This window comes from Rhodococcus sp. IEGM 1305 (assembly GCF_030058635.1).
In the GTDB taxonomy this organism is placed as follows: domain Bacteria; phylum Actinomycetota; class Actinomycetes; order Mycobacteriales; family Mycobacteriaceae; genus Rhodococcus_F; species Rhodococcus_F opacus_D.
In genome coordinates, this window is record NZ_JASHKX010000048.1 from 20,025 (window position 1) to 39,492 (window position 19,468).

A 19,468-nucleotide genomic window follows, 5' to 3' on the forward strand; every position below is an offset into this window, starting at 1 on the left:
CCGGCGCGCGGTGGCGTTGCGTGGCAACGGAACCGGGCTCGGTCACCGATCCGTCGGGTCTGAAGGGGGTGCCGGGCCCGTGGTATCCCGCGCAGGTGCCGGGTACCGCGGCAGGCGCGATCCGGGCGACCGACGGAGCTGCGGCGGCGCGGGCGACGAAGACCGATGCGGTCGACTGGTGGTTCGTCACCGACGTGTCGGGCGGCGGCCCGGGGCCATGGCGGCTCGAGTTCGACGGCCTCGCCTCGTACGCGCAGGTGTGGGCGGGCGACGACCTCATTCTGTCTTCGGAGTCGATGTTCGTGCCGGCCTCGGTCGAACTCGCCTCCCGCCCCGGCGCGGTCACGCTGGCGATCCGTTTTCCGTCGCTCGATGCCGCGCTGCGCCGCCGGCAACCGCGCGGACGCTGGCGGTCGTCGCTGGTCAGCGCGCAGGGCCTGCGCTGGGTTCGCACGAGCCTGCTCGGCCGCGCCCCGGTCTTCGGTGGTGTGCCGGCCCCGGTGGGCCCGTGGCGGGCGGTGCGACTGCACGACCGCACCGCGCCCGTCCTGTCGGACGCTCACGTGGTCACCGCCGTGGAGGACGGCACGGGCGTGCTGGACCTGGTCGTGCGCGTGCATCGTTCGGCCGGACCGGCCCCCTTCGTGCGGCTCGGCGACCTCACCGTGGACGCGACGATCGTGGGCTCCGGGCCGGGCGCGCAGCAGGTCCGCGCCCACCTGCGCGTCCCCGACGTCCGGTTGTGGTGGCCCCACACCCACGGCACCCCCGCGACGTATTCGCTGAGCATCGTCCTGGGGGAGCACGTCGTCGACCTGGGTGCGGTCGGATTCCGCACCGTGCGCGCGGCGCAAAGCGACGGCGGATTCCGGCTGTCGGTCAACGGCGTCGACGTGTACTGCCGCGGCGCCGTCTGGACGCCCGTGGATCCGGTGGGGCTGGGCGGCCGGGATCAGACTCGGGCCACCCTCGAGCGGGTGGTCGAGGCCGGCCTCAACATGGTCCGCGTGCCGGGCACGGCGGTGTACGAGGACGCCGCGTTCTGGGACGACTGTGCTGAACTGGGTGTCATGGTGTGGCAGGACGCCATGCTGTCGACGTTCGACCCGCCCGACGATCAGCGGTTCCTGGACCTGCTGACCGCGGAGGTCGAGGCGGTGCTGCGACCGCTGTCCGGGAACCCCGCGCTCACCGTGTTCAGCGGAGGCAGCGAGACCGAACAGCAACCGGCGATGCTCGGACTCGCTTCGCCGCACATGACGGCGGTGCACGACGTGATTCCGGCGGTGGTCGGTCGGACGGCGCCGGGGGTGGTGCGGGTGTCGTCGTCACCGACCTCGCCGCCGGGCTGCGACGCGCTCGCGACCCACGTGGGGACGGGTATCGCGCACTACTTCGGGGTCGGGGGCTATCGGCTTCCGCTGTCCGACGTCCGCCGGGCCCGGGTGCGGTTTGCCGCCGAATGCCTCGCGTTCTCGATCCCCCCGTCGGACGCGGCGATCGAGGCCGAGTTCGGCAGCCTCGCGGTCGCGGGCCACCACCCACGGTGGAAGGTGGCGGTGCCGCGGGACAACGGGGCGCCCTGGGACTTCGAGGACGTCCGCGATCACTACGTGCGGACGCTGTTCGGCGAGGAGCCGTCGACGGTCCGGTGGAGCGACCCCGAGCGGTACCTCGCCCTCGGCCGGGCCGCCGTCTGCGAGGCGTTCGCGGCGACTCTCGGATACTGGCGGCGGCCCGATTCGGGATGCGACGGCGTGCTGGTGCTTGCGCTCCGCGACCTCGAACCCGGCGCCGGGTGGGGGCTGCTCGACTCCGACGGCAGGCCGAAGGCTCCGTGGTTCGTGATGCGGCGGATGTCGCTGCCGGTCGCGGTCCTCCTCGCCGAGGACGGATTGGACGGACTGCGGATCGACGCGGTCAACGACTCCGACCACGAGGTCGCGGGGGAGTTGCGGGTGCAGGTGCACACCCGCACCGGTGCCCGGGCGTTCGACGTCACCGAACCGGTGACCGTCGCCGCGCACGCGGCCCGCCGGTGGTCGCTCGACACGGTGCTCGGGCGCTTCACCGACGCGACCCACGTCCACCGCTTCGGCCCCCGCGGCTACGAGAGCGTGACCGTCACCCTGTCGAGTGAGGACGGTGTCGTCGCCGAGTCCGTTCACCTCGTCGGCGGACCGGCGCGCGCCCTCGAACGCACCGTCGGCCTGACTGCGGTGGCGCGGCAGACGGCGTCCGGGAACTGGGTCGTCGACGTCGGCACCGACGGCGCTGCGCAGTACGTGCACCTCGAACTCCGCGGCTTCGAACCGGAGGACTCCTGGTTCCACCTGCCGCCCGGCGGAGCACGGATCGTGCCGGTGCGCAGGACCGGGACAGCGGACGCGGTGACCGGGCACGTGCGGGCGCTGAACTCGATGACCGTCGCACCGGTCGTGCAGGCCTCCACCTGATACGGACCCCGGTCCGTCCTTGTGCGATATCGACTAGGCTGGCTCAGTCCGCAACTGGCCGCTCGTCCCGGCCCGAGCTGTTCGCCGGCAGTTCGTCATCACTGCTCAGGAGTGCGTCGTTGTCTTCCCCGCTCATCGCTGCCGAGCCCTCGTCCGACACCCCGCTCGCCGGTCTGGCGAAGATCGCGCTGGGCGACGCAGTCATCGCGCAGGTGACCGAGGCTCTCGGACGCCATCACCTCGACATCGTCGCGCCCGCACCCGCCCGGCCGTTCGTGGCCGCGGCCCTCGCCGAGCGCACCCATCTGCTGCTGGTCACCGCGACCGGCCGCGAGGCCGACGACCTCACCGCCGAACTGCAGGAGATGATCGGCGACGCCGTCGCCCAGTTCCCGTCGTGGGAGACGCTGCCGCACGAACGGCTGTCGCCGAGCGCCGACACGGTCGGTCGGCGCGTGGAGGTGCTCCGCAGACTCGCGCGGCCGGACGACCGCTCGTACGGGGCGCCGCTCCAGGTCGTCGTCACCACCGTCCGTTCGCTGGTGCAGCCCATGGCGCCGGGGCTCGGTGAGATCGAACCCGTCACGCTGCGCGTGGGCGTCGAGCACGACTTCGACGGGCTGATCCAGCGGCTCGTCGAAATGGCGTACACGCGCGTCGACATGGTGGGCAAGCGCGGCGAGTTCGCCGTCCGCGGCGGCATCCTGGACCTGTTCTCGCCCACCGCGGATCATCCCGTGCGCGTCGAGTTCTGGGGCGACGAGGTCACCGAACTGCGCGCGTTCTCCGTCGCGGACCAGAGGTCGCTGCCCGAACTCGACATCGACGCCGTGATCGCCCCGCCGTGCCGCGAACTGCTCCTCACCGAGGACGTCCGCGACCGGGCCGCGCAACTCGCGGTCGACAACCAGGCAGACGCCGCGCTCGTCGAGATGCTCGACAAGATGTCGGCCGGCATCCCGGTGGAGGGCATGGAGGCACTGCTGCCCGTGCTGCGGCCGGGGCAACTGCAGCTGCTCACCGACGTGCTGCCCGAGAGCGCACACGTGCTGCTGTGCGATCCGGAGAAGATCCGGACGCGCGCCACCGACCTGGTGCGCACCGGTCAGGAGTTCCTCGAGGCATCGTGGACGGCGGCTTCGATCGGCGGCGCCGCCCCGCTCGACACGTCGGTGCTGAAGGGTGATGGCATCGACCTCGGCGCCTCCGCCTACCGCTCGCTCAGCCAGGTCCGCGAATCCGCGGAGGCCACGGGCCTGCCGTGGTGGACGCTGAGCCCGCTCGCGTCGGGCAACGGTGAGGAACTGGAGCTGGCGGTCACGCCGGCGCCGCAGGTCCGCGGTTCCGACGACCTGCTGTCGGAACTGTTCGTGAGCCTGCGCGCCCACGTCACCACCGGCGGGCGCGCCGTCATCGTGGTCGCGGGCGCCGGCACCGCGCATCGCGTGCTCGAGCGTCTGCGCGAGGCCGAGGTGCCGGCGGCGGAACTCGCGCCCGGTACCGAGCCCCCGCGGGGCCAGGTCGGGGTGCTGCGCGGTTCGCTCCACGACGGTCTGGTCTTCCCCGGCGACGACTCCACTGCCGGACTCGTCATCGTCACGGAGGCCGATCTCACCGGCAACCGGGTGGCCGCGGTCGGCGACGGCAAGAGGCTGCCGGCGAAGCGCCGCAACCAGGTGGACCCGCTGGCCCTGACCGCCGGGGACATGGTGGTGCACGACCAGCACGGCATCGGACGATTCGTCGAGATGGTCGAACGCACCATCGGCGGCGCCCGCCGCGAGTACCTGGTGATCGAGTACGCCGCCAGCAAGCGCGGACACCCGGGCGACCGTCTGTTCGTTCCGATGGAGTCGCTCGACCAGCTGTCGCGGTACGTCGGTGGCGAGCTGCCCGCGCTCAGCAAGCTCGGCGGTTCCGACTGGGCCAACACCAAACGCAAGGCGCGCAAGGCGGTTCGTGAGATCGCCGGTGAGCTCGTCCAGCTGTACGCGGCGCGGCAGGCCGCACCCGGACACGCGTTCGGCCCGGACACCCCGTGGCAGAAGGAGATGGAGGACGCCTTCGCGTTCACCGAGACCCACGACCAGCTGACGGTCATCAGCGAGGTCAAGGCCGACATGGAGAAGGCGGTCCCGATGGACCGCGTCGTCATCGGCGACGTCGGCTACGGCAAGACCGAGATCGCGGTGCGGGCGGCGTTCAAGGCCGTGCAGGACGGCAAGCAGGTGGCCGTCCTGGTGCCGACGACGCTGCTCGCTCAGCAGCATCTGCAGACGTTCACCGAGCGCATGGCAGCGTTCCCGGTGACGGTGGGCGGGCTTTCCCGCTTCACGGATGCGGGGGACTCCAAGGAGATCATCGCCGGTATGGCCGACGGCGAGATCGACGTCGTGGTCGGCACGCACCGGCTGCTGCAGACCGGGATCCGGTGGAAGGACCTGGGCCTGGTCATCGTCGACGAGGAACAGCGCTTCGGTGTGGAACACAAGGAGCACATCAAGGCCCTGCGCACCCATGTGGACGTTCTCACGATGTCGGCCACGCCGATCCCGCGAACGCTGGAGATGAGCATGGCCGGCATCCGCGAGATGTCCACGATCCTCACGCCGCCGGAGGAGCGGCACCCCATCCTCACCTATGTCGGCGCGTATGCCGACAAGCAGGTGGCGGCGGCCATCCGACGGGAACTGCTCCGCGACGGGCAGGTGTTCTACGTCCACAACCGGGTCAGCTCGATCGACAAGTCGGCCCAGCGGATCCGCGAACTCGTCCCCGAGGCGCGGGTCGTGGTGGCGCACGGGCAGATGAACGAGGACACCCTGGAGCGGACCGTGCAGGGCTTCTGGGAACGCGACTACGACGTGCTGGTGTGCACCACCATCATCGAGACGGGTCTCGACATCTCCAACGCCAACACGCTCATCGTCGAACGCGCCGATTCCCTCGGCCTGTCGCAGCTGCACCAGTTGCGCGGGCGCGTCGGGCGGAGCCGGGAACGCGGCTACGCGTACTTCCTGTACCCGCCGGAGAAGCCGCTCACCGAGACGGCCTACGACCGCCTCGCGACCATCTCGCAGAACTCCGACCTCGGTGCCGGCATGGCGGTCGCGATGAAGGACCTCGAGATCCGCGGCGCGGGAAACGTGCTGGGCGCCGAGCAGTCCGGTCACGTCGCGGGTGTCGGGTTCGACCTGTACGTGCGGCTGGTGGGGGAGGCCGTCGAGGCGTTCCGGGCGGCAGCCGACGGCAGGCCGATCACGACGGAGGACGCCCCGAAGGAGGTCCGTATCGACCTGCCCGTCGACGCGCACATCCCTCCCGACTACGTCACCAGCGACCGCCTCCGGCTCGAGGGGTACCGCAAGCTCGCGGCGGCCACCGAACTCGACGGCATCACGGCCGTGGTCGACGAACTCGTCGACCGGTACGGACCGCTGCCCGAGGAGGTCCGCCGACTGGTCTCGGTGGCCAAGCTGCGCCTGCTTGCCCGCGAGTACGGACTCGAAGAGATTGCCGTGGTCGGGACGCAGCTGAAGATCGCGCCGATGGCCCTGCCCGACTCGAAGCAGTTGCGCCTCAAGCGGATCTACCCGAGCGCGCAGTACCGTGCCACCACAGGAATGGTGCAGCTGCCGCTGCCCCGGGCGGGGTCCGGCGGAATCGGCGCGGAGCGGGTGCGTGACGTGGAGTTGCTGCAGTACATCGCCGACTTCGTGGTGGCGCTGGACGGCAAGGCCGCCGGGTCCGTGGTGATGGAGGCCTGACCCGATGACGGTGGTCCTGCTCGACCCGTTGCGGCCCACGACGATCCCGATGGAGGCCGTCGGGGTGGTCGGTGACGGGGTGGAGTTCACCGACGAGGTACCCGACGGCGTGCGGACCCTGCTGACCGAAGCACCCGGGGCCGCCGTCCTGGTCAGTACCGACCCCGACCACCCCACGGTGCGCGAGTGGGTCGCGTCGGGGTCACGCGTCATCGCGGCACCGAAGGTCCCGGGCGACAATCTCGTCGAGGCCGCCGAGGTGATGGACCGATTGTGGAGTTACGGCGGCTGGGAAGTGACGCAGACGCACCGCACCCTGTCGCACTACCTCGTCGAGGAGACGTACGAGGTTCTCGACGCGATCGAGTCGTCCGAACCCGCTGACCTGCGTGAAGAGCTCGGAGACCTGCTGCTGCAGGTCCTTTTCCATTCACGCATCGCCTCGGCGTCGGGTAATTTCGACGTCGACGACGTGGCCGCGACCCTGGTGGCCAAACTCGTGCACCGCAGTCCCCACCTCGGGGAGGACGTCGTGGGACCGATCGACATCGCGGAGCAGGAACGGGCATGGGAGATCCGGAAGGCGGCGGAGAAGGCGCGGAGTTCCTGCCTCGACGGCGTCGCGATGAGTCAGCCCGCGGCGTCCCTCGCGGCGAAGGTGATCGCCCGCGCGAGCAAGGCCGGCCTGCCGCCGGAGCTCGTGCCCGTGGAGATCGAGTCCGGGCTGGTAGCTGAGGCGGAAGCCGGGACGAGACTCCGGGCGGCGGCGCAGGCGTTCGTCACCCGGATCCGGGCAGCCGAGAATGCGGCGCGTGCACAGGGCAAGTCCGCGCTCGGAGCAGCGGACTGGGCGCGTCACTGGCCGTCGTGAGAACGTCTGGTCCGCGCGATCGCTTCGGTTTGCCGAAATGTAACTGAGTTTTAAATCACTTCGCGTTAACTGGTGCGCAAGAAACAAACTTGAGATAGGTTTACCCCTGCAAAGAAGACCGATGGTCGAAAACATTGATGTTTTCTGAACTGCGGGGGTTCGAACGGTCTCTGCTTCCTTTGCACGCTGCACGTGGTGAGGACATCACTCCAGACACGGGGTGGTCAGTGCTCGCATGGGACGACTGTGATGCTGCCGGGCCATTCGCCCGACGAGGAAAGACGGACAAATGAGCCTCTACACGCCTGATCGCCTGGAACCCTCCGACGGTACCGACGTCGTGGGCGTCGACCAACGCAAAGGCGAAGACAACGGTCGCAGCGACGGGGACGGGTCGCAGCGGCCGACGGTCACGGTCGTCGTGCCTGCCATGAACGAAGCCAAGAACCTCCCGCACGTTGCCGCGCGGATGCCGGCCGACATCGACGAGATCGTCTTCGTCGACGGACATTCCGTCGACGACACGGTCGAGGTGGCCAAGAGTCTCTGGCCCGACGCCACGGTCGTGACGCAAAGCCGAAAAGGCAAGGGCAATGCCTTGGCCTGCGGGTTCCTCGCTTCCACGTCGGACATCATCGTGATGATCGACGCCGACGGATCCACGGACCCGGCCGAGATCCCGCTGTTCGTCGAGGCACTCGTGGCAGGCGCGGACTTCGCGAAGGGAACGCGCTTCGCCGCCGGCGGCGGAAGCTCGGACATCACGTTCAGCAGGAAGCTCGGAAACAAGGCGTTGAACGCCATCGTCAACCTCAAGTTCGGGGCGTCGTTCAGCGATTTGTGCTACGGCTACAACGCATTCTGGCGCCGCCACGTCCCGGTGATGGCACTGCCGTCCGTCGACGCGACCGAGGCGCAGTGGGGCGACGGCTTCGAGATCGAGACACTCATCAACGTGCGGGTCGCCAACGCGGGCCTGAAGATCACCGAGGTGCCGAGTTTCGAACAGGACCGCATCCATGGCGAGAGCAACCTCAACGCGGTACGTGACGGGCTCCGGGTGCTGCGCACCATCAGGAGCGAACAGCGCACCTCCGCACCGGACGTGTCCCCGACTCCCGTTGCGCGAGGTTGAGCAACCATGACGGTGTCCACCCTCGTGTCCTGCTCCGTCGTGATCTGCGCCTACACCACCGAACGGTGGACCGACCTGTGCGCCGCCGTCGACTCGGTGCTCACCCAGAACGTGCCCGTGCTCGAGGTGCTGGTGGTGATCGACCACTCCGAGGAGCTGTTCTCGCGCGCCGAACGGCACTTCGCCGAGCAGACCCGGGTGACCGTGCTGCATAACTCCGGATCGAAGGGGCTCTCCGGAGCCCGCAACACGGGCGTGCACGCGGCGCGTGGCGACATGATCGCGTTCCTCGACGACGATGCGCGCGCCGAACCCGACTGGTACCGCGTGTCCGCCGCCCACTATTCCGACCCCGACGTGCTCGGCGTGGGGGGATTCGCCAGTCCCGTGTGGCCCGCGGACCGCCCCGTATGGATGCCCGCCGAGTTCGACTGGGTGGTCGGCTGCAGCTACGTCGGCCAACCGACACGGATCGAGCCGGTGCGGAACTTCATCGGCTGCAACATGTCTTTGCGGCGCACGGTGTTCGACGCCGTCGACGGATTCAGCGACGGGATCGGCCGGGTCGGCAAGACACCGGTCGGGTGCGAGGAGACCGAACTCTGCATCCGGATCCGCGCCCACCAGCCCTCTGCGCAACTGCTGTTCGACCCCGCGATGAGGGTGGAGCACCGCGTCAGCGACGACCGCGCCACGTTCCGCTACTTCCTCTCGCGGTGCTTCCACGAGGGCGTGTCGAAAGCGCTGGTCTCCGATCTCGTCGGGGCCGGCGACGCGCTCAGCAGCGAGCGGGCGTACACCGCACGCGTTCTCCCGCGAGCTGTCGTCACGGGGATCGCATCCCCGCGGCACGGCGGGCTGGCCCGGGCCGGTGCCGTGATCGCGGGGCTCACGGCGACCACGGCCGGCTACGTCCGCGGTCTCGTCGGTCTGCGATCGAAGCGGGTGACGGCATGACCGGAACACTCGATCGCCGGATCGACCTGGTGCCTGCTCTCGTGAGCGATCACGCGCCGACGTGGGACGGGGCCGTCTGGGTCGGCGAACTACGCGGTCCCGTGCGAGACGACACCGAATACCGGCTGGAGCGTGCCGAGGGGTATCAGCGTGCCCGGCTGCTCGTGCGGGAAGACCGCACCCTGCTGGGATTCGTCGAAGTGGACATCGACGACGGCCGACTCGAGGCCGGCGCACTGCGGCGCGCACTGGACGGGCTCCTGCCGGGAGCGGCGGCCGAAAGCGCTGCCGCCACCGACGAATCCGGCCCGTCCGTCACCGTGGTGGTGTGCACCCGGGACCGGGTCGACAGCCTGAAGGTCGCCCTCGAATCGATCCTGTCGCTCGACCATCCCGACTACCAGGTGATCGTGGTCGACAACGCATCCCGAACGGACGCCACGCAGCGGTTCGTCGCCGAACTCGGTGACCCCCGTGTACGCGTCGTGACCGAGCCCCGCCCGGGCCTGTCCCGGGCGCGCAATGCGGGCGTCCGCGCGGCGAACACGGAGATCGTCGCGTTCACCGACGACGACGTCGTCGTCGACCCGCACTGGCTCACCGAACTCGTCGCCGGCTTCGGCGCCGGCAATGCGGTGGCGTGCGTGTGCGGAATCGTCCCGAGCGGGGAGATCCGCACACCCGCACAGGCCTACTTCGATCAGCGGGTGGGATGGGCGAGTTCCTGTGTCCCACGGTTGTTCGACCTCGCGCACCCGCCCGCCGACGTGCCGCTCTTCCCGTTCCAGGTCGGCGTCTACGGCACCGGTGCGAATTTCGCGGTCGATCGGCAGGCCGTGTTCGCGCTGGGTGGTTTCGACGAGGCGCTCGGGGCGGGAGCCCCTACCGACGGTGGCGAAGACCTCGACATGTTCTTCCGCGTGCTGCACTCCGGGCGGCAGCTGGCGTACCGGCCCGGGGCGGTCGTGTGGCATCGGCACCGGGCGGACAACGAGGCGCTCGCCGTCCAGGCGCGCGGCTACGGGCTCGGACTCGGCGCGTGGCTGGCCAAGATCGCCGTCGACCCCCGCACCGCCTGGCTCGCCGCGCGCATCGCCGTGCGGCAGGCTCCGACGTTTCTTCATCTGTCGCGGAAGATGTCCCGCGTCGCCACCCCTCCGGACGGTCTCGCCGACGACCTTCCCGTGGGGATCGGGGCCACCGAACTGCGGTCCATCGCGCGTGGCCCGTTCGCCTATCTGAAGGCCCGCGTGGAGGGCCGGGATCCGGCGCCGATGAGAGGGATGACCCATGACAGCCCATCCTGATCTCGCCGGCCGCAGCGACGGCACCCGGTTCGCCACCTGGTTCGGACCGGAGGACGCGCCGCTGTTCGGCGTCGTCGACCTTCCAGCCGACGGCCGCTGCCGCGGTGCCGTCGTCCTGTGCCCGCCGATCGGCAAGGAACAGGTCGACTCGTATCGCGGAATGGTCTACCTCGCCCAGCAGTTGCGGGCCCGGGGGCTTCTGGTGTTGCGGTTCGACTACCGCGGCACCGGTGACTCGCCGGGCGCCCAGGACGAGTCCGACGCGGTCGCCGGATGGCTCGACAGCATCCGGACGGCCGTCGACTTCGTGCGCAGCTGCGGCATCACTGACATCGGGCTGGTCGGCCTCCGGGTAGGCGCCCTGCTCGCCGCGCAGGTCGCCGCGACGTGCGGTCCGGTGCGGGCCGTGACCCTGTGGGATCCGGTGGTGCGCGGCCGCGCCTACCTGCGCAAGCAGACCGCGCTCCACCAGATGGTGGTCGGTCCCGAGGACACGGACGATCCGCGGGTCACCCTCATCGGTGTGGTGCTCGCACCGGCCGCGGCTACGGCCCTGTCGGCGATGAGTCTGCGAACCGCCACTCCGCCGCCGGGCGCGAAGGTCCTGATGGCGTTGCGGGACAGCGAGGTCGACTCCGTCGGGATGCGTGAGGCCGTCGCGGCCTGGACCGCCGAGCACTTCACAGTTCAGGACTACGAATCGTTCCTCGAGCCGGCGGACTTCGTGGTCCGGCTCCCGTTCGGCGACATCGACCGGATCGCCGACTGGATGTCCGCGTCCTTCGGCAACCACCACACCGGTGCCACACTCGATCTCCGCGCCACCGCCGTCGTGGATCGGACCGTCGACGGCAGGCAGGTCACCGAGACTCTGGGCTTCGAGGGGGCGTCCGAACTCTTCACGATCCGCACGTCCGTCGCGGCCGAGCGGGATGCGGTGCACACCCCTGCGGCGCCGACGGTGATCTTCCACGGCACCGCCGGCGAGCACCGCGTCGGGCCCGTCCGGCTGTGGGCCGAGACTGCCCGCGAACTCGCGGCCCACGGGATCGTCAGCGTTCGCTTCGATCGCCGCGGCACCGGCGACACCGGCACGGTGCAGCACGGAGAATCCACCACCATCTACACGGACGAATCCCGGGACGACGCCGTCGACATCATCTCCGTCAGCGGTGCGCAGCCCGAATCGGCTGTGCTCGTGGGCATGTGTTCGGGGGCGTGGAACTCGAGTTACGCCGCCCTTCGCCGTCCGGTCCGGGCGGTGGTCCTGGTCAACATGGCGGACTGGACCATTACCCGTAAAGCCTTCGTGAAGCAGTCGACGATGGACGCCGGCCAGGGTTCCCTGAAGGGTGCCGCGCTCGCGCTACTCCACGGGCACGCGGCGACGGCGAAACAGTACCTGCGGGTGTGGATGCCGTACCGCGGCTGGTTGTGGCTGGGCCGGGCCGGGTTGCTGCAGGTGCCGGAGGTCATGCTCGCTCCGCTGAACGACCGTGGCGTGCACGCCACCGTCCTCCTCTCACCGATCGACTACGCCGCGTTCGTCGAGAACCAGGGAGAGCGCAGCCTTCGCCGGCTCCGGCGCGCCGGGTGGAAGGGACGCCTGGTGACATACCCGTCCGGCGATCACTCGCTGTACAGCACCGCCCTGCGGGACAGGGTCCTGCGGGACGTCCTCGCCACCGCGCTCGGTGAATTGACCGTGGACAGCGTCGACGACACCCGTGACGATTCCCGGCCGGAGTTGGTCGGGTAATCATGGGATCCCCGACAGCGACGCAGTCGCACCTACGCGCGAAGCACCGTGCCGAGCAGGCACCGCGCTCCGCGGGGCGGAATCTGCAGCTCAACTCGATGGCACTGATGCTGTCGAGTGTCGTCACCGGTGTACTCGGCCTCGCGTTCTGGGGTGCGGCCGCGCGATTGTTCCCCGCCGATCAGGTGGGCGTGGCGTCCGCACTCATCTCGACGGCGATCATGCTGTCGACGCTGTCGAATCTCAGCCTGGGCTCGATGTTCGAGCGCTTCCTGCCCGTGGCGGGCCACCGCGCGGGACCGTTGCTGGTCAAGGGTTTCGCCGCCGTGGCCACGCTGGCCTTCGTGTCGTCAGTCGGACTCATCGTCCTCGGTCCGCGGGACACGCTGTTCGATAACAACCTGGAAATCGCGATCTATCCGGTGTTCGTCGTCGTGCTCGCGCTCTTCGCCCTGCAGGATCAGACCGCCTCCGGGCTGGGTGTGGCCCGCTGGGCGGCGTCGAAGAACGTCTTCCACGCGCTGGCCAAACTTCTCGCGGTCGTGGTGCTCGCGGCGTCGGGGTCGGCGCTCGCCATCGTCGCGTCCTGGGGGGTCACCGCGGCGATCGCCGTTGTGGTCGTGTTGACGTCGATGGGCCTGCGCATCCGGTCCGACCCTCGATACCGGCAGGTGCCCGCTCTGCCCTCCAACAAGGAACTCGGTGTGTACTTCGGTTCCTCGTACGGCATTTCGGCGCTCGGGGCCATCGCCCCGCTCGTCGTCCCGCTGATCGTCGTCACCCGGGTCGGCACCGCGGCGAACGCGTACTTCGCAGTGACGTGGTCGGTCGTCAGCGCCCTCTACATCATGGTGAACCTCATGGTGGGCCCGTTCGTCGCCGAAGCCGCCGCGCATCCGGACAAGATCGTCAGCCTGTCCCGCCGGTTCGTCCGCACCATTGCCGTGGTCGCGGTGGTGGGCGGATTCGGGCTGGCCTTCGTCGCGCCGCCGGCGCTCGGATTCATCGGCGACGAATACCGTGCGGAAGGAACGCCTCTGCTCCATCTCGCCGCGGTGTTCGTGCCTCTCACCGTCATCGGTGCCGTCTACGACGGTCTCGCGCGGGTGTACCGCCGACTGACACTCGCCGTCGTCACCCAGTGCCTGGCCACGGTGGTCATCATCGTCGGCAGCCTGGTCTTCAGCGCGTCGATCGGGGTCGCGGGGGTGGGCTGGGCGTATCTCGCCGCGGAGACGCTCACCGCCGTGATCCTCGCCGGACCGCTCATCTCCTGGCTCCGCCGACTCCAGAACCGTTCCAAGTGGGAGCGGTGGCTGGCGAAGAAGAGCATGAACCAGAAACCGATGTGGCAGGTGTCCGATGTCGACGCATAGAGCAAGTTCCCGCGACCTGATGCGCAGCGGGAGCCGGATGATCACCGCGATCGGTCCCGTCCGACTGCCGAGCGTCGGCGAGATCCGGGACACGCTGACGCTGCTCGCGCACGCGGGCGGGCGGCACACCCCGATCGGCCTCGTCCCGACCACCGAGTCACGCCGGTGGGAGCACCGACCGCAGGACTTCCTCGGGCAGGTACGGGAACTCGGACCCTGTACCCGGGAGGAGGTGCCGCAGCTGCTGACCCGGCTGGCACGGTCGGGTGCGTCCGCATACCCGCTGAACGTCGCGGTCGCGGGCGATTTTCTCCTGCTCGACATTTCCCACGGACTCGGCGATGGCAGGCTCGCGCTGTCTCTCGTCCGTGCCGTTGCCGGTGGACGCATGGGGACGCCGGTTCCGGAATGGGCGCGGACACGCGACAGCGCTCTGCCGCTCGCGTGCGCCCTGGCCCGGACCTTCGCGTCGTCCCCCACGCGTGTCGCGAGGCTCCTCGAATCCCGGCCCGCTGCCGCGCACGGTTCCGGATCGGCCGAGGTGGTCGTGCCGTGGCACGGCGCGCCCACCGCGGTCATCGCGTCGACAGCGCCCGGCACCACCGCAGAACTGCGTCGCTGGCGGGATCGGGAAATGCCCCGGGCGTCGGTGTCGTCGTTGCTGTTCGCGGCCGTCTCGCGGGCGATGCGCAGTTGTGGCCTGGCGATCGACGACGAGGTCGACGTTCTCTTCGACTGCCGCCGGTACCTCCCGGAGGCGGCGACGGTGAACGGCAACTTCGCTGCCCTGGTGCGGTTCTCACTGTCGGACCCGGGTGATGCCGCCGAGATGAGTGCGGCGATCGCGCAGGCCACGGCGTCGGGCCGGCCGCTGGCCTCGCTCGCACTCAGCACCGCCACGTTCCGCAGGCGGGTGCGTGCCGGTGTTGCGCACGCGCGGGCCACTCACGTCGCGGCGGACCCCCGGGCGAGGCTCGTGTACTCCGACATGGGACAGGCCGCGCTGCTGGCCGATCTCGACTGGACCGACGGGCCCGGCCGGCGTCTCGTCACCGCGCTGAGCGAACCGGCCGACCCTGCGTCGATCGTCTTCACCGCGGTGCGCCACGGTCCCGACCTGGACGTGTCGGCGTCGCTGCACGACAACGTCTTCGACCCCGAACTCGTCCGCAGCGCCCTCGCGGACGCACTGTGCGACCCACTGTCTCTACTGTCTCGAAGGATGTTCTGACCATGCCCTCACACGTCCTCGAGACCTCGAAGCGGACTCCGCTGTACCTCACCGTTGCCGTACTGCAGTTCTTCGTCGTCGAATTCCTCGTCGCCGGCACGTGGCGCGGTCACTACAGCTACTCTGCCAATTTCGTCAGCGACCTCGGCGTCCCGTTCTGCGGCACGGACGGAAACGCGCCGTGCAGCAAGACATCCCTGCTGATGGACGCGTCGTTCGTGGTGACCGGACTCGCCTATGTGGTGGCCGCCGTCCTGTGGCACCGCATCGAACGGGTGCTGCCGCCGGCCCCCGTCGTCTTCCTGGTGGTGGCCGGGATCGGCGGAACAGTGGTCGGTCTCGCGCCGTCGAACACGCACTGGGAAGTGCATTCGCTCGGTGCCACGCTGTTCCTGATCTTCGGCAGTCTCTTCACGCTCACGACGGCACTCACCGTCTGGCCTCAGATGTCCGGACCGGCAACGTACGTCGCCCTCGCACTGGGGGTGCTCGGACTGGTGGGGTACTTCTGCTTCACCTACTCCTGGGACCTCGGTCTCGGCGTGGGCGGTATCGAACGGGTTGCGGCCTACTCGGCGATCCTCGGGTTCGTCGTGTGCGTCCACCTCGTGACGCAGCTGCAGTCGGTTCGACGTTCGGCTGTCGTCCCGGTCGGAGACGGTGCCGGTGCATAGGCAGCTGAACCGTCCACGCAGGACCCGCGCCGTGTCTGCGGTGACGGTGTTCCTCGCGCTCGTCTGCATCGGCGCCACCGGGTGGTACGCGTCGAGCGATGTCGCGCAGGCGTCGAGGAAGGGTGAGTCGGTGCTCATGTTCGACGATTTCGTCGGGCCCGCCGGAACGTCGCCCGACCCCCGCTACTGGGGACACGCGGTCGGGGGAGGCGGCTGGGGTAACGACGAGGCGCAGGTGTACACGGACGATCCCGTCAATTCCAGGCTCGACGGTGAGGGCAACCTCGTGATCGAAGCCCGTCCCGACGGATCGGGGTACACGTCCGCCCGGCTTGTCACCCTCGACCGCTTCGCATTCCAGTACGGACGGGCCGAGGCCCGCATCAAGCTGCCGAGCGGACAGGGCCTGCACCCGGCGTTCTGGTTGATGGGCACGGACGTCAACCGTGTGGGCTGGCCGCAGTCGGGGGAGATCGACGTGATCGAGACCATCAACGACGCGTCGTTCTATCACAGTGCGCTGCACGGCCCGTCCGCGGACGGCACACCCTGGGAGGTGAAAGCCGAAGGCAGCGGAACCATGTCGGACGATTTCCACGACTACTGGGTGGAGCGGTCGCCGGACCGGATCACGTTCGGCATCGACGACGCGGTGACGGGCGAGTTCTCGCGTGCCGACGTGGACCCGGGGCAGGAGTGGGTGTTCGACAAGCCGTTCTTCCTGTTGCTGAATGTCGCCGTCGGTGGACGGTGGCCGGGCGACGTCGGAGCCGACACAATGTTTCCGGCCGCGATGCTCGTCGACTGGGTGCGGGTGACCGATGAGTGATCTCCTCACTGCGGAGCGACTCGACGCGAGGGCTCCGGAGCTGACCCGGTACTACGACGTCGCCGCGCTGGCCTCGGCGGTCGCGGGACTGACGTCCCTGGCGCCGCTTCCGTCGTCGGTGAATGCGGTACTGCTGACGGTATTCGTGTTGATCGGACCGGGGCTCGCGATCGTGACGTGGTTGCGGATACCGCTTGCCGCAGCCGTCGCGGCCGTCCCCGTTCTCGGGCTGTCTGTGGTGACTGCGGCCACGACCGTCCTGGCCTGGTTCTACCGATGGCCCGCGACGGGTCTGCTGCTGGTGATGGTCCTGGCCGTCGTCGCGTCCGCGCTGCGGCATCGCTGGCAGGACACCGGCGCCGAGCCGGTTCGCGCGGTGACCGTGCAGCAGGTGTCGTTCCGTCTGTCGCAATGGTGGTATGCCGCTCGCCGAAACCGGCCGCTGATCCTCGTTGCCGTGGCCCTTGCCGCGTGGGTGGTGGTGCTCTTCGGTCTCGGCTCCACCGCGTATTCACAGTTCGGTCTGCTGTTCGTCGGAAGTGGGCCCGGCCTCGTGGTGTGCGCCGTGATGATGCTCGGCGCGTTCGGCTGGGCTCTTCGCGAGAGGGCTGTCGGGACCGCTGCCGTTGCCGTGCTGGGCGTGATCGGGGTGGAACGGCTCACCCCGACCCTCGTCACCGACGTTCCCATCTACGGGTGGACGTACAAGCACCTCGGCGTGGTCGACTACATCCAGCAGTTCCAGACACTGCCGCCGAAGGGCGTCGACATCTACGGCGAGTGGCCGGGCTTCTTCACCGCATTCGCGTGGTTCGGCGACATCACATCCGTGGACATGATGTCGATCGCCCACTGGTTCGCGCCGGTGATCCACGTGCTGCTGGCCGTCGTGATCGCCGCGATCGCCCGGCTCCTCGGGTTCGGCATGCGGGTGGCACTGACGGCCGCGATGGTGGCGGAACTCGCCAACTGGGTGGGGCAGGACTACTTCTCGCCGCAGGCTGTCGCCCTCGTCATGGCATTGGGTGTGGTGGCACTGCTCGTGGTGTCGACGGAGCACCGCTCTGCGGCGTACCTGTCGATCCTCGTGTTCGCTGCCCTGGTGCCCACCCATCAGCTGACCCCGTACTGGCTGTTCGGCGTGACGGTTGCCCTGGCGGTGACGCGGAAGATCCGCCCGTGGTGGCTCCCCGTTCCCTACTTCGCGATCCTCGTCACCTATCTCGTTCCCCGGCTGGACATCGTGGCACCGTACGGGTTGCTGTCCGGTTTCAACCCGGTCGACAACGCCGCCAGCAACGTGACCGCCGTCGGCACGTTCGGGAAGATCTTCACCTCCGCCGTGTGCCGCTCCCTGTCCGCGGGCATCATCCTGCTCGCCGTGGTCTGTGCGATCCTCCTCTGGCGTCGCAAGCGTTCCGCCTGGGTCGGGACCGTCATGGCGTTCAGTTCTTTCGCGCTGCTGGCCGGTCAGAGCTACGGCGGTGAGGCGATCTTCCGGGTCTATCTCTACGCCGTGCCCGGGTGCGCGATTCTCATCGCGCCGATCCTCGTGGACGCTCTCACGGTCAGGTTCCGGTCCGGAGTGCTTCGCCGAGTCGTCCCGGTCGGACTCTCGAGCGGACTGGCCTACGTGACGTTCGCCGGCCTGCAAGGCTATTTCGGGTTGTGGTCGCTCGTCATCGGCTATCAGTCCCAGGTGACGTTCGCGAAGGACATCCTCGCGAACGAGAAGCCGCCGGTGACGATCATGTCCCTCTATCCCGCCGGCCTCCCCACCCGGATCAGCGCCGACTACATCAAATTCGCCGTCGTCGACAAGGATTTCGATCAGCCCTTGCTGGCCTTGCCCCCGGCCGTGCTGGAGGGCTTCCCGCACGGGGGCCAGATCGAGATGCTCACCGCGGATGCGGCGGAACGCGACGGCGACACGTATCTCGTGTTCAACACGCAGGGCACTGCCGCCATCCGCTATTACGGTTATCTGCCGGACGGATCCGTCGAGAACTTCGAGGACCAGATGCGGTCCGGCCCCGACTGGTCCGTGTACGCGCAGGACGACAACAGCACGATCTTCCGTTACACGGGGCCGCGCCGGTAACGGCCACGTCGCGTATTCGGTCACGACCGATCGCGGCGACACTTAGTATCGGCACATGCAGCGGATGCGCTCGGCCCTGGTCGAGATTGCGTTGACGTGCTCGGTGGCGCTGTGCGCGCTGTCCCTCACCCCGGCTGCTGCCGCTGCCGCGCCCGGCGGTGGAGGCGTCCGGACCGCCTACCCCGGATACACCGTGATCGGCAGCGACGAATTCGACGGACCCGCAAACGCGGCGCCCAATCCACTGTTCTGGGGTTACGACCTCGGCGGCGGTGGGTGGGGCAACAACGAGAAGCAGGTGTACACCGACTCCCGCCAGAATTCGCGACTCGACGGTAACGGTCGTCTCGTCGTCGAGGCCCGCAGAAACGGTGGCGGCTTCACGTCGGCTCGGCTGGTGACGCGTGGAAAGTTCGAATTCACGTACGGGGTGATCGAGGCCCGGATTCAGGTACCGTCCGGCCCGGGAATCCATCCCGCGTTCTGGACGCTCGGGAGCAACATCACCAGCGTCGGGTGGCCTGCCTGCGGGGAGATCGACATCCTCGAGGTGATCGGGGACGGTTCCCGATACCACGCGGGAGTGCACGGCCCGACCGTCGGCGGCGGGCACTGGGAACGCTCGACGGACGGTTCGATCGGTGCGAACCTCAGCGCGGGTTTCCACGACTACGCCCTGATCAAAGCGCCCGGCCGCATCTCGGTGGGCATCGACGGGAACATCGTCGGCACGGTCACCACAGCGGATCTGCGACCCGAGGAACGCTGGGTGTTCGACGCCCCGGCGTACCTGCTGCTCGATGTGGCCGTCGGCGGGAACTGGCCAGGCCCGGTCACGTCGTCGACACGTTTTCCGGCCACCATGCTGGTGGACTGGGTGAGGTTCTCCCAGTGACGTCCGGGACGAGTTTCGGGTGTGAATAGAATCAGGTTCATGGCCGTGTCGAAGTCAGAGTGCCGCTGCGGCCACCCATTCGCCGCTCACGAGCATTACCGCCAGGGCAC

13 protein-coding genes are annotated in these 19,468 nt (G+C 69.1%); all 13 read left to right on the plus strand.

Features of this window, described 5'->3' with window-relative positions; genetic code table 11:
• Positions 1–20: 20 nt before the first annotated feature.
• The 13 genes from QM693_RS33995 to QM693_RS34055 all read left to right on the plus strand — a co-directional run bounded on the left by QM693_RS33995 (position 21) and on the right by QM693_RS34055 (position 19,358).
• Entirely contained in the window at positions 21–2,456 is a 2,436-nt protein-coding gene (locus QM693_RS33995) for a glycosyl hydrolase 2 galactose-binding domain-containing protein (protein ID WP_283354517.1), read from the plus strand.
• A gap of 119 nt (positions 2,457–2,575) precedes the next feature.
• Positions 2,576–6,223 (plus strand): transcription-repair coupling factor, encoded by a 3,648-nt coding sequence (gene mfd / locus QM693_RS34000; RefSeq protein ID WP_283354518.1) that lies wholly within the window; start codon positions 2,576–2,578, stop codon positions 6,221–6,223.
• 4 nt (positions 6,224–6,227) lie between these two features.
• On the plus strand, positions 6,228–7,094 hold the full coding sequence (locus QM693_RS34005; protein WP_283354519.1) for a nucleoside triphosphate pyrophosphohydrolase: 867 nt from the start codon (positions 6,228–6,230) through the stop codon (positions 7,092–7,094).
• A gap of 289 nt (positions 7,095–7,383) precedes the next feature.
• On the plus strand, positions 7,384–8,229 hold the full coding sequence (locus QM693_RS34010) for a glycosyltransferase family 2 protein (RefSeq protein ID WP_283354520.1): 846 nt from the start codon (positions 7,384–7,386) through the stop codon (positions 8,227–8,229).
• A 6-nt stretch (positions 8,230–8,235) separates the two neighbouring features.
• Positions 8,236–9,186 (plus strand): glycosyltransferase family 2 protein, encoded by a 951-nt coding sequence (locus QM693_RS34015; protein ID WP_280781451.1) that lies wholly within the window; start codon positions 8,236–8,238, stop codon positions 9,184–9,186.
• A complete protein-coding gene (locus QM693_RS34020) occupies positions 9,183–10,493 on the plus strand; it encodes a glycosyltransferase family 2 protein (protein WP_283354521.1) in 1,311 nt (436 codons plus the stop codon). The genes QM693_RS34015 and QM693_RS34020 overlap by 4 nt, the downstream gene beginning before the upstream one ends.
• Positions 10,477–12,252, plus strand: coding sequence for a serine aminopeptidase domain-containing protein (locus tag QM693_RS34025; RefSeq protein ID WP_283354522.1), 1,776 nt, complete (start codon positions 10,477–10,479; stop codon positions 12,250–12,252). Before QM693_RS34020 ends, QM693_RS34025 begins: the two co-directional genes overlap by 17 nt.
• 2 nt (positions 12,253–12,254) lie before the next feature.
• On the plus strand, positions 12,255–13,628 hold the full coding sequence (locus QM693_RS34030) for a lipopolysaccharide biosynthesis protein (RefSeq protein ID WP_283354523.1): 1,374 nt from the start codon (positions 12,255–12,257) through the stop codon (positions 13,626–13,628).
• Complete coding sequence (locus QM693_RS34035; RefSeq protein WP_283354524.1) at positions 13,615–14,859, plus strand: hypothetical protein; 1,245 nt, start codon at positions 13,615–13,617, stop codon at positions 14,857–14,859. The genes QM693_RS34030 and QM693_RS34035 overlap by 14 nt, the downstream gene beginning before the upstream one ends.
• A 2-nt stretch (positions 14,860–14,861) precedes the next feature.
• On the plus strand, positions 14,862–15,533 hold the full coding sequence (locus QM693_RS34040) for a DUF998 domain-containing protein (protein ID WP_283331440.1): 672 nt from the start codon (positions 14,862–14,864) through the stop codon (positions 15,531–15,533).
• A 31-nt stretch (positions 15,534–15,564) separates the two neighbouring features.
• A complete protein-coding gene (locus QM693_RS34045; RefSeq protein WP_283354525.1) occupies positions 15,565–16,362 on the plus strand; it encodes a glycoside hydrolase family 16 protein in 798 nt (265 codons plus the stop codon).
• Positions 16,355–18,463 carry a hypothetical protein gene (locus tag QM693_RS34050; RefSeq protein WP_283354526.1) on the plus strand — a complete coding sequence of 703 codons (2,109 nt, stop codon included), beginning with the start codon at positions 16,355–16,357 and terminating at the stop codon, positions 18,461–18,463. Before QM693_RS34045 ends, QM693_RS34050 begins: the two co-directional genes overlap by 8 nt.
• A gap of 55 nt (positions 18,464–18,518) precedes the next feature.
• The gene (locus QM693_RS34055; protein ID WP_283354527.1) at positions 18,519–19,358 is read left to right on the plus strand and encodes a glycoside hydrolase family 16 protein; all 840 of its coding nucleotides are present in this window, start codon (positions 18,519–18,521) and stop codon (positions 19,356–19,358) included.
• Positions 19,359–19,468 lie beyond the last annotated feature (110 nt).

Bases quoted from the DNA above. Each gene is read 5' to 3' on its own strand.
- QM693_RS34030 (WP_283354523.1), top strand. From the start codon at position 12,255: ATGGGATCCCCGACAGCGACGCAGTCGCACCTACGCGCGAAGCACCGT.
- QM693_RS34035 (WP_283354524.1), top strand. From the start codon at position 13,615: ATGTCGACGCATAGAGCAAGTTCCCGCGACCTGATGCGCAGCGGGAGC.
- QM693_RS34010 (WP_283354520.1), top strand. From the start codon at position 7,384: ATGAGCCTCTACACGCCTGATCGCCTGGAACCCTCCGACGGTACCGAC.
- QM693_RS34055 (WP_283354527.1), top strand. From the start codon at position 18,519: ATGCAGCGGATGCGCTCGGCCCTGGTCGAGATTGCGTTGACGTGCTCG.
- QM693_RS34005 (WP_283354519.1), top strand. From the start codon at position 6,228: ATGACGGTGGTCCTGCTCGACCCGTTGCGGCCCACGACGATCCCGATG.
- QM693_RS34040 (WP_283331440.1), top strand. From the start codon at position 14,862: ATGCCCTCACACGTCCTCGAGACCTCGAAGCGGACTCCGCTGTACCTC.
- QM693_RS34050 (WP_283354526.1), top strand. From the start codon at position 16,355: ATGAGTGATCTCCTCACTGCGGAGCGACTCGACGCGAGGGCTCCGGAG.
- QM693_RS34025 (WP_283354522.1), top strand. From the start codon at position 10,477: ATGACAGCCCATCCTGATCTCGCCGGCCGCAGCGACGGCACCCGGTTC.
- QM693_RS34015 (WP_280781451.1), top strand. From the start codon at position 8,236: ATGACGGTGTCCACCCTCGTGTCCTGCTCCGTCGTGATCTGCGCCTAC.
- QM693_RS34020 (WP_283354521.1), top strand. From the start codon at position 9,183: ATGACCGGAACACTCGATCGCCGGATCGACCTGGTGCCTGCTCTCGTG.